The sequence below is a fragment of the Burkholderia sp. RF7-non_BP4 genome, from assembly GCF_001521935.1.
Taxonomy (GTDB): Bacteria; Pseudomonadota; Gammaproteobacteria; order Burkholderiales; family Burkholderiaceae; genus Burkholderia; species Burkholderia diffusa.
In genome coordinates, this window is record NZ_LOTA01000040.1 from 1 (window position 1) to 11,485 (window position 11,485).

Annotated in this window: 6 protein-coding genes and 2 pseudogenes; 2 read left to right on the forward strand and 6 right to left on the reverse strand. The window is 62.3% G+C overall.

The window, feature by feature from the left end; all coding sequences use genetic code 11:
• Positions 1-143, reverse strand: a pseudogene (locus tag WS49_RS35055) (polyamine ABC transporter ATP-binding protein); the annotation flags it as partial.
• 11 nt (positions 144-154) lie between these two features.
• Positions 155-1,276 (reverse strand): polyamine ABC transporter substrate-binding protein, encoded by a 1,122-nt coding sequence (locus WS49_RS16700; RefSeq protein WP_059530624.1) that lies wholly within the window; start codon positions 1,274-1,276, stop codon positions 155-157.
• Positions 1,277-1,487: 211 nt separating this feature from the next.
• Here WS49_RS16700 and WS49_RS16705 point away from each other — a divergent pair, with 211 nt between their 5' ends.
• Both WS49_RS16705 and WS49_RS36070 read left to right on the forward strand, forming a co-directional pair.
• The gene (locus tag WS49_RS16705) at positions 1,488-2,321 is read left to right on the forward strand and encodes a helix-turn-helix transcriptional regulator (protein WP_059530627.1); all 834 of its coding nucleotides are present in this window, start codon (positions 1,488-1,490) and stop codon (positions 2,319-2,321) included.
• A 486-nt stretch (positions 2,322-2,807) separates the two neighbouring features.
• Positions 2,808-3,020, forward strand: a pseudogene (locus WS49_RS36070) (hypothetical protein); the annotation flags it as partial.
• Between the two features lie 43 nt (positions 3,021-3,063).
• Here WS49_RS36070 and WS49_RS16710 read toward each other — a convergent pair.
• From WS49_RS16710 to WS49_RS16725, 4 genes are all read right to left on the reverse strand, one after another.
• Positions 3,064-4,398, reverse strand: coding sequence for a type VI immunity family protein (locus tag WS49_RS16710; protein ID WP_059691042.1), 1,335 nt, complete (start codon positions 4,396-4,398; stop codon positions 3,064-3,066).
• 38 nt (positions 4,399-4,436) lie between these two features.
• Complete coding sequence (locus WS49_RS16715; RefSeq protein WP_059530872.1) at positions 4,437-5,726, reverse strand: VRR-NUC domain-containing protein; 1,290 nt, start codon at positions 5,724-5,726, stop codon at positions 4,437-4,439.
• Between the two features lie 18 nt (positions 5,727-5,744).
• Positions 5,745-8,501, reverse strand: a complete 2,757-nt coding sequence (locus tag WS49_RS16720; protein WP_373557195.1) for a type VI secretion system Vgr family protein — start codon at positions 8,499-8,501, stop codon at positions 5,745-5,747.
• Between the two features lie 345 nt (positions 8,502-8,846).
• Positions 8,847-11,426, reverse strand: a complete 2,580-nt coding sequence (locus WS49_RS16725; protein WP_059530637.1) for an EAL domain-containing protein — start codon at positions 11,424-11,426, stop codon at positions 8,847-8,849.
• Positions 11,427-11,485: the final 59 nt, after the last annotated feature.

Consider the following 11,485-nt stretch of genomic DNA (forward strand, 5'->3'; position numbering starts at 1 on the left):
TTCGCGATCGTCAGGTTGACGTTGTCGACGGCCGTGCTGTCGCCGAACTTCTTCACGACGTTTTCGATGCGCACGAATGTGTCGTGCGCAGGCTGGCTGCGATGACCGGCCGCGGCCGGCCCGGCGGATACGATATGGTTCATGATCGTCGCCCTCAACCGCCCGACTTCAGCTGCAGCCACAGGCGGTTCTGCATTCGAGCGATGTCGGCACTGCGCGGCATCGCGAGCGACGTCTTCGCGATTGCGGCGTCGGACAGGTAGACGCCCGAATCCTGTGCGATTGCAGGCGTCACGAACGCTTTCGCGGCCTTGTTCGCACTCGGATAGAAGATCTCGTTCGTGATCGCCGCGTTGGTCTTCGGCTCCTCGATATAGTTGATCCACTTCAGCGCGGCTTCGGGGTGCGGCGCATCCTTCGGGATCGCCATCACGTCGAACCACAGCAGCCCGCCTTCCTTCGGATTCACGTAGCGGATCTCGTACGAACGCTTCGCATCCAGCGTGCGGCGCCGTGCGACGCTGACGTCGCCGGACCAGCCGAGCACGACGCACACGTCGTTGTTCGCGAGGTCGTCCGCGTAGCCCGCCGAGCTGAACTGTGTCACGTACGGACGGATCTTCTTCAGCACGTCGTACGCGGCCTGGTAGTCCGCCGGGTTCTTGCTTTCCGGGTCCCTGCCCATGTACTGCAGCGCGGCCGCGAACGCGGCATCCGGCGCGTCGAGCAACGAAATGCCGCACCCCTTCAGCTTCGCCGCGTTCGCGGGATCGAACAGCAGCGCCCAGCTGTCGGTGGGCGCGGCGTCGCCGAGCCGCTTCTTCACCGCCTCCACGTTGTACCCGATGCCCGTGGTGCCCCACGCCCACGGTACGCCGTACTGATTGCCCGGATCGGCCTTCGCGATCATCTTCATCAACACCGGGTCGAGGTTCGCAAGATTCGGCAGCTTCGATTTGTCGAGCTTCTGGTACACGCCGGCCTGGATTTGCTGGGCGAGATAGTTCGACGTCGGCACGACGATGTCGTAGCCCGAGCTGCCCGCGAGCAACTTGGTCTGCAGCGTGTCGTCGCTGTCGTAACTGTCGTAGCGCACCTTGATGCCCGTCTGCTTCTCGAAGCCGGACACCGTGTCCTTCGCGACGTATTCCGACCAGTTGTACACGTTCAGGTTGGCATCGCCCGCACGGGCAGGCTGGCTGGCCGTAGCGGCCAGCGCCACCGACGTGGCAAGCGCGGCGCGCAAGGCCGCGCGACGACGGAAACGAATACGCATGGGGATTCTCCTTGTGATGGATATCGGCCGTGACGCCATCAGGCGGTGTTCAGCACAAGGGGCAATGTAGAGATCGCGGCTCGTATCGTCAGTCCCGAAAACCGGGACAAACGTCATCGTCGTTCGGGGCCGTTTGGGTAGATTCCCGCGTAGGCAGTCGAAAATTTTCGTGATACCTGTAGTCCACCCGATTTCTTCGACACCCGACGCCATGAGCGCTGCGCTTTCCGCCCCCGATCTCCCGCTGAGCCATGTCGCATTCGTGACCGATACGCTCGGCGACATCGCGCAAGCGATCGGGACCCCGCAGTTCATGCGCGCCGTGTACGACACGCTCGTGCGCTACGTCGATTTCGACGCCGTGCATCTCGATTACGAACGCGGTGCGGCGTCGGGCAGGCGCAGCGTCGGCTGGATCGGCAGCTTCGGCCGCGAGCCCGAGCTCGTCGCGCAGGTGATGCGTCATTACTACCGTAGCTACGCGAGCGAGGACGTCACATATGCGGCCATCGACAGCGAAAGCGACACGCAGCTGCTTCAGGTGTCGTCGCAGCGGGTCGCGAGCGAGCTGCGGCACCTGTTCTTCGACGCGGGCGACATTCACGACGAATGCGTAATCGCGGGCGTGACGGGCGGCACGCGCTACTCGATTTCGGTCGCGCGTTCGCGGCGGCTACCGCCGTTTTCGCTGAAGGAGCTGAGCCTGCTGAAGCAGCTGTCGCAGGTCGTGCTGCCGATGGCGTCCGCGCATAAGCGGCTGCTCGGCGCGGCCTGCGCGGACGAAGCGCCGCGCGACGAACTCGATCTCGACCTCGTCGCGCAATGGCTACCGGAACTGCAGGAACGGCTGACCGCGCGCGAGATGCACGTGTGTGCATCGTTCATCCAGGGCATGACCTCGGCGGCGATCGCGCAGTCGATGGGCCTCAAGACGTCCACCGTCGATACCTACGCGAAGCGCGCGTTCGCGAAGCTCGGCGTCGATTCGCGCCGGCAGCTGATGGCGCTCGTGCTCAGGAATGCATCACGCCGGCGCGATGCGTGAGCGTCCGGCGCGCGTGTTGCCGGACGGTTGCGCACGCATCCATCACCGCCGCGCCTCATAACGATTCGACAATTTGTTGGTTCCCTCGACGCGCCGTCTGTATCGTTTACCGACCCGTCAGACCTATCGACCAACGGGGAATCCAACAATGAAACGAATCCGGTCATTCGCACTGCTCGCCCTTCCGGCCTCGCTCCACGTCGTCGGCGCGCGCGGCCAGGGCGGACGCGAATTCGGCCGCCAGTACGATCCGGTCGTCGATCTCGTAGAAGCTAAGCCAATCTAGACAATCGCAAAGATCCGTTACATACCCATCCCATCCGCGTCTGAGCGCCGTAAGAGTTTCAATCGTTCGTCAGCGACTGCAAGACCCGAACTTCGCCTCGCCGAACTCACTGACTGTTACCTGTCGACTGATCGTGGCGCTTGGCAAGTCGGTTTGCCAACCTGTTTCGGTCATCGAGCAGCTCGTCGTACATCGAATACGATCGCCACGACCTGCAGGTGCTCGCGCGCGCCAACGCGCTACGAACGCTCGCCGATGGCACCCGGCGTGCCGCGCTTTGGCTGGCCGCCGCAGTGCTCGAGGACGAGACGGGCCAAGTCAACGTCATCCTCTGGCCTGATCTGCTGGAGAAGTTTCTGAAGGACGCAGTCGGCGCTGCGCTACTCACTGTCTACGGCGTATGGCAGGCCGACCGCTTCCGATTCGAACGCTATCGAGATTCAGCGTGCCGTTCTCTCATTCCTGATTCGGCGACCAGTTCCAGTACGTCTTGCCCCATGCACTGCCCTCTACCACTGGCATGATTTCGCCCGCCTCGAAGTGACGACGGCTCCCTGCCTCCGCAGGCGTTTGCCACCAGCCGGCCGCCGGACACGGGTTGCCACCGGGGACACTTTTGTGATGGAGACCGCCACTCGTCGCAGTCGGCACGATCTGCGGCGGCTCGGGAATAGGCTGTGCATCGGGCAGATCGAAACGCGCAACCCACGCACGCGCATTCCCGGTATCGGCGCTTGGTAAGTCCGGGATGTACGTGTGCAAGGCATCCGGCTTCGGATTCCGCAGAACGCGCAGGACGCTGTTCACGAAAACGTATGGTTCGGGCAGCCCCTCCTCCGGCGCGCCGAGGCGCGGAAAATCGCCGGCTCGAATGAGCAGGCACGAGTTCACGCGTTCGACATGGATGTCAGCGCGATCCAGTTTTCTACGAATCTCGGCGTCGCCGCCGAGGCGATCCACAAACAGTTCACCGAGAACCGTGTACCAGTTCACGCTTTTGATGAAGCCCCAGCGATGCACATGTGCGCCGGGATGCAGATATCGATATACCGCGGTCGGGTCGTCGCGGCTGTCTCCTTCATAGGAGCTCGGGTCGCAATTTTGGGTGCCGAGGTGCGCCGTACTGTCGATCTCGAGACCGCTGAATCGTTCGGCAAGAGCCCATTCCTGCGGCATGTAGCGGTGATAGCTGTATGGCAGGATCGGCGCCAGCCCGCCGTAGCCATATCGCACAACGAGGCGCTCGCAGACGTACCGCAGGAAATCCTCATACTGGGCGATTCCGTCGGCTGTACCGACGAGATCCACCGGCACGTTGAATTTCAAATACGACAGCCCCGACTCGACCCCCTTGGGAATCCGCAGTCGGCCGGTCGGCGAAACATATTCGGTAGGCATGGCCAGGCCGGTCAGCACGCTGATCTGGTATTCGGCCGCGGTATCCTGGTCCGCTGCGCTGGATCGAACGACGCTGACGTCCTTGAACGAGGGTGTGTCAAGAATCGCGCGTCGGATTTTCTCGACGCCTTTACTGCTTCGCTTCGTGAATTTGCCGAGATCTTCGTCTTTCCCCCCGATCAGGTGCGCGCCGAACAGCGTTTCAAAGCGATCGAAGCACTCAAGGATTGCCTGCCGTACCTCCGGTTGCGATCCACGCTCGAAATACACCGTGCCGAGTACACCGGGCAAGACGACCATACGGTTATCGGGAAGCCGCAAACTCAGTTCCTCCCGGTATCGTGCAAGCGCCTGCGAGGGCGTCAAAACGGTTTTCGAGTCATGATCAGCCATCGTCATTTCCTGAAATCTCATTCTTCCATGTCCGTCGGTCACCTGGCCGCCGCGGCAAGACCGAGAGCGCCTACGCCGGCCGCAGTTTCGGTAATTCCCAGTGCGACGGCCAGAGCAGCCGCAGCTTCCGCTCCGGCGGCAACAATTGCAATCAATGCCGCGAGGATTGCAAGGAGTGCCTCCGCCAACACGATTGCAATAGCGACCGCCGCCACGACAACCACGATGACCACGATTGCCTTGACGATGGTCATCCCGACTTGAGCCCAATCGATCGACGTCAGGACCTCCCACGTCAGGTCGGTTTGTCGGACGATCTCGTCCCAGCCGGTCTTCAATTGTGCCGTCGTGTAGCGGTAAACTTCATGGCCTTTCTCGTCGATCCAAACCCATGCATCGGAGGCCTTGTCTGCGATCCACCGACCGGCGGTGAACACCCAAGGTGCATGATTATGCAGAAATGCCTTGGTTTCCTCCGAGAGATAACTAAAACCACGACTGGCTGCATCCCAGAGCGGCGCAATTTCATTTCCGATCGCATCGGCCGCTTCTTCGCCGTGTCGTCGTGCCCAGGACCACCACTCCTCGTACCACACCGGTTCGGCGACCGGAATCGTAGTCCGGATCGGCGCTCGCAGTCGCTCCTGTTCGCGCTGCGATTCCGGTGCAGGGACGTTTTTCAACGCCCATTCACGCACCTTCTCGAGTTCGCGATTGCAATCCGCTACGTCAATCACCGTCATTCGGTTGATGAAGTCCCCGGCAATGCCCTGGTAGTCGCGTTCCTGTCCCACGCCCCAGGTATCGCCCGGGAACTTGACCTCAACGAGCCGCAGCATGTTGTCGACGTGCGTGCCGCCGGTCAAATCGACGGTACCGCGGCCTGGCCAGCGATCGGCTGGATTCTTTACGATGATCACGTCCGGACGCCGAAGCATCCCGATCACCCGCCCTTTCGGCCATGGATTCAGGCTATGCCGGCGTCCAGGGCCCTCGGATACGTCGGCACTGAGAAATGGTATCGGGGCAATGACGCGCCCGGACGCGTACCACGGAGACATATCAAAGCTCACCTCCGCCTTGTATGGAAAATAGAACCGGGCGGGTACTTCGTCGCGCCGTATCGCGGCAGTCATCGCCACCTGTTTGAGCAGATTGACTGTCGTCGTGCCATCCGGTAGGCGCACGTAGACGATCTTCGGCATCTTGAGTGCGAATTCAACCTTCTCCTGCAGGTATCCCTTCGTGATTGGCGGAAGCCGAGCGTACGCCGGATCCTCGTTGATCGTCGTACAGGTTGAACCTGCCGGCTGTAGTGTGCCACCCATCATCTCTCTCCCGAATGCTTACGATTCTGAGGTGTCGTCCATGTAGTCGGCCCAGATATCCGGTTGCCCGCCGCCGGCGAATTTCCACGGTTCGATCTTCACCTTATCTTGTTCAAGCGCACGAAGATTGACGTCTTGCGACGTTGGCGTGTACACGGGAATGGTCTCGCCCAGATCGTTGGTTCGCCCAAGTACGGTTCGACCAGACGGTAATTTGAGCTCATAGGGGTGTTGCATCATCGGCATGCCGTCCACTAGGCTCTGGAGAATGTATTTCGCCTGATATGAAGGCTTGAACTGCGGCATCGCATAGGATTGACTCGTCGGGCCACTGAAGCTGTGCTGCGCACCTTTGACGTCGATCCTGCCAGGCGCATGGAGCTCGATGTTGCCGTCGCGCAGACGAATGTATGCCCCGCCCGATGTCAGCAAGATCTCCTTCGCCGCAGCGACCTCGATCTTGTCCATCGACGATAGGATCTTGACCGCCTTTTGCGCCACTACGTCGATGTCGGAATCCTGCGCTTGAATCTCGACCCGTCCCTTCGCGGCAAAGAGCTTCATGCCTGCGTTCTGTACGAATAGACTGAGCTTGTTCGCGACGCTCGCGATCAGCGATTTTCCGGCAGCGATGTGGGTGCTCTGTCCACTCACCAAGTTCATGTGCATGTCGGAAGCCACGTGCGTGGACTGCTGCGTCGACAGGGCGATTCCGGCCGGACTGCCGAAAAGCAACACCGGCGCCTTGAATATACCCGCTGCTCCCGTGCCCCCGCCCGCGGTACGTCCGCCTGACCCCGCACCGGTCGCGCTGCCTTGAGTCGCGTCGACGAACGTGTGCAGGGCCTCTCGACCCGCCGCGAGCGATTCGGCTTGATGCTGCGCCGCTACTTCCGACATCGAGTCCACCAGACTCTCCGCGCTGACGAGTTGCTGCTGAGTCTCGCGCACGTCGAGCGGCTGGCTCGTCGCTGATTTTGGGTGCGTGGTGATGTACACACCGCTCGACGCACGCACTGCGCCATACGCATCAGTGCGCAAGTCGAAGCCCCTCCCGAGGAAGGCTCCTCGCGCGTTCCCTTGCTGATCAATCAAGTAGCCCAGGTGCAGGACGCTGCCGCCGACGCTGCTCATCAATTGCACCCGGCCCTGCGCGGTCGAATCGTCCATCACGAGCTGGTTGAACCCGGCGCCCGAATACTCTTTCGATCGGTATCCCGACAATAACCCGTTGCTGTGCCAATGCGGCCGAACCGCGCCGTTGTAGACGCGGCCCATCGCCAGCGGTCTGTCGCAATCGCCGCCAATGTGATCGATCAGGACTTCTTCGCCGATTCGCGGAATGTGCACTCCCCCGTAGCCGCCTCCCGAGTCGGCCTGCACCGCGCGCACCCAGCACGACGCACCTTGATTGCCCGGGTTCACGCGATCCCAGATGAACTGGACGCGGATCCGGTTCAGCTCGTCGGTGTAGACCTCCTCGCCCGGCGGGCCGACGACCATCGCGGTCTCCAGGTGCATCACCGGCTTCTCGTGCTCGAACGGACTGCGGTACGGAACGCTCACCCGCTGCGATTCAACCTCGACGAGGAAGAAGCCAGAACCCTCGTCGGCATGCGGCATCGGGTGTGCAACGTCCGTCGATCGGTTCGCACGCGCATTGGCGATCTCTTCGCGCAGGCTGTGCGGGAAATTCGATTTGGAACTGACAGGCAGGTTGTTCTCGATCCACCACGACACAGCAATCGTCGCGAATTCGCGCTGGTCAATACTATCGCCTGCATGCGCCGGGTGATCCGCCAGCTCGAAACGCCGGCCGGCGTCGATCGCACGGACACTGCCGACTCCATGGAAGCGCTTCGCACGCGATTCCCACTCTTCGATGCGAATGCGCGACAGCATGTCTCCGCGTTGCTGCTCGAGATACGTATATGCCCCGGAGTACTCGTAGACTTCGAGCTGGTTCGGCAACGCACCTTGATCTCTGGCAGTCTGTACCGACGTCCCCTTTGCGTGCGTGCGAACGGTTGGGTTCTTATAGTCGAAGGTTCGCGTAGTCAGCGTGACGCTTTGCAGCGACCGCGTCGCGGACCATTGCGTAAACGCTTCGACTTCGTTTCTCGTGCTCGAACGACAGAACGATATCGCTTTCGGCGAGAGCGTGGGGAGTGTGTTCAACCGGTCTGTGATCACCAGCGTGTGCGATTTGCCGTCGTCGGCCTGTTCCCAGTAACCGTACAGCCCCTCGCTCTCGAGCAGACGGTGCACGAAGTTCCAGTCGGTTTCGCTCTGCCGAGTGTATGAGCGATTCGGCGTCGGCCGCGATAACGTGAAGCGGAACCGGCCGCGCGCCTCCGGGTGCTGATTCAGCACGTCGGACACGATGTCCTCGACCGTTCTGTCGATCCAGATTCGTTGGTCGCGCCGGAATTTCAGGAGATACATCCACGCCTGCAGCGTGATCTGGTATGTCGTGAAACCGCCATCGGCACCCAACCGACGCGCGGTATAGACATAGCCGTGAATCGGACGATACCCCCCGTTGGCCTGCAGGATCCAGAGCGTAACGGGTTGGGCAATGAGCTTCTTCAGTTCGATCGTGCCGTCTGTCGACACCACGTCGAGCGTGAAAACGTATTCCCGGCCGAGCGTCGAACGGCCGATAGCCCGCTGCACCACCAGGGCATTCGGCCCTAAGGGTGTGTCGATCTTGAGCAACCGCTCGTGTTGCACGGTGCCCCGGAGGATCGCGTCATAGACATCGCGCGCGGCCACCTCCCCGCGCCCGTCGGGTTGGATCGCCATCGATTCTCTCACTCGTTTTATTGATGTTTGCCTCGACAGCTTGCTGTCTGGCCCTCGCTCGCGATTGTACAAAAGTCAGGTGGAGTCGAACATCTAAGCAGTGCAAACATTTTGAGTAAGACAACCAATATGCAACTATCTGTTCATCTATTTACTCCCTCGAAATTCATACGTCATCGGTATCCAACCTCCATATTGCTCCCGGCACCGTAGTCGAGCAGCCCGCGGTAAAAAGGGCCTTCGCGTTAACGAGTTTTCGGCGAACCTTCTCAGCAGGAACGCATCCGTTCGCGGGCGGGGCGCGGCGGCTTCCCGTCAAAGGCCATCGCGCGAATCCGCCACGTTGAGAGACCGCAGCGGAGACGGGCGACTGCCGAGGCGCGTCACGCCGGGGTCCGCCAGTCTCAGCGACGTGTGCTCGAACCGCTGGAACGACTCGGCAATGTGCTTGCGCAGCAGCTCGACGTCCCACGGCTTGATCAGCAGCTTCTGGACCGAGCCGTCACCGGGCGCGTTGGCGATCGATTGCCCCTCGCCGTAACTCGACAGCAGAATGCGTACGACGTCCGGGTACAGCGCCTTCACGCGCTGCAGCAGGTCGATCCCCGACACGCTCGGCATGCGGAAGTCGGACACGATCACGCCGACGCGATGCCGCGCGAGCAGGTCGAGCGCCTCGTCGGGATCGGTGGTCGCGAGGATCTCGTAGCCGTCGCGGCCCAGCGCCTGCCTGAACATCTGCAGCGTCGCACGATCGCCGTCAACCAGCAGCAGCGTCCGGCGCAGCAGCTCGCGCTGCCGGCAGTGTTCGGGCAACTCCGAGCCGGCCGACAGCATGTCGGCGATTTCGTCACCGGTCACCGGATGGCTGAAGTAGTAGCCCTGCATCGCATGGCAGCGGTGCCGGTTCAGGAACGAGAGCTGCGCTTCGGTCTCGACACCTTCGGCGACCGTCTCCATGTGTAGCGACTCCGCCATCGCGATGATCGATCGCGTCAGCGACGCGCCTTCCGCGCTGGTCGTGACGTCGCTGAGGAACGACCGGTCGATCTTCACGACATCGATCGGCAAGTCCTTCAGATAGGACAGGCTCGAATAACCGGTGCCGAAATCGTCCAGCGACAGCACGACGCCGAGTGCCTTCAGTTCGCGCAGTGTGTGCGCGATCGCATTGCAGTCCTGCATCAACACGCTTTCGGTCAGCTCGAGTTCGAGCGATGCCGGTTCCAACCCGGTATCCTTAAGCGTCCTGCGCACCATGTCGGCCACGTCTTGCTGTCGGAACTGGCGCGCCGACAGGTTGACCGCGATGCGGATCGGCGGATGGCCGTCCCGATGCCACGCGACGGCCTGCGCGCACGCTGTGCGCAACACCCACTCGCCGATCGGCAAGATCAGCCCGGTTTCTTCAGCGATCGGGATGAAGCGGTCAGGCGGGATGATGCCGATTCCCGGCCGTCGCCAGCGAATTAGCGCCTCGACCCCGCTGATCTGCCCCGTCTTCAGATCGACCTTCGGCTGGTAGTACAGCTCGAGTTCGTCGTTCACGACGGCCTGGTGCAGCGCGTTTTCGAGGACGGCATGCTCTTCCACTCGAGCACCCATTTCGCGCGTATAGAAGCTGTAGCAGTTGCGCCCGTGCTCCTTCGCGCAATACAGCGCGGCGTCGGCCGTTTTCAGCAGCGTCTCCGCGTCCGTGCCGTCGGTCGGACACAGACTGACGCCGACGCTGGTCGACACGTGCAGATCGTGTCCGTTGAGCACGAACGGCGCAATGAAGGTGTCGAGAACCTTGCGCGCGATCGCATCCGCGTCCGACGGCGTCGACAGGTTGACCAGCATCACGACGAACTCGTCGCCACCGAGCCGCGCGACCGTGTCGCCATCGCGCACCGAACTCTTCAAGCGCGCGGCGACCACCCGCAGCAGACCGTCGCCGACCGAATGGCCGAAGCTGTCGTTGACGTGCTTGAAACGGTCGAGGTCGAGCACCATCACCGCGATCAGTTGCCCCGTGCGCCGCGCCTGCGACATCGCCTGCTCCATCCGGTCGCTGAGGAGGTTGCGATTCGGCAGGCCGGTCAACGCATCGTGGTTGGCGAGATATTCGATGCGCCCCTGCTGCGCCTTGCGCTCGGTGATGTCCTGCACGATGCCGCGCAGGATGATCGCGTGGTTCGGATCGCGCCCGGCCTCCGCGAGGTGCAGCACATGGCGCTCGGTGCCGTCCGGGTGAATCAGCCGATGCTCGAGCGAGAACGCGACGCCTTCGGTGCGCAGGCTTGTATACGACTGCACGAGCAGCGGCTGCTCGTCGGTCGGCACCGCCTGCAGCAGACGTTCGAACGTGGGCGGCGTGCGCGTGGGGTCGAGCCCGAGGATCCTGAACAACTCCGGCGACCAGTATCCGTCGGTCCGCCCGGCCTGGTACTCCCAGTTGCCCAAGTGCGCGAGCGCCTGCGCATGCGTGAGCCCGACCTCGGTGGTCGCCAGCTTTTCGACGGCGGCTGCCGCGCGCAGCAAATACCGGATCCGGTAGCCCAGCAGCTTCCAGCGCATCGGCTTCGATACGAAATCGGTCGCGCCGGCGTCGAACGCACGGGCGATCGATGCGTCGTCGTCGTTGCCGGTCAGCATGACGATCGGCACGCGACGGCCTTCCGGCAACGCGCGCAATGCGCGGCAGCAGTCGAAGCCGTCGCCGCCGGGCATTTCGACATCGAGCAGCACGACCGCGGGGCGATGACGCAGGAACGCGGCGATGCCCTCGTCCGGCCCCGTCGCTTCCTCGACGCGAAAGCCTTCGGGCTCCAGCGTTTCGACGACCAGCAGGCGCGTCATCGCATCGTCATCGATGATCAGAATCGCCGGCACATCGGCATTGTCCTGGTTCACGACCGTCCTCCTGTTTGGTCCGCTGCGCGATCGCCGCGGCGATCGGCTGGCGACCGTTC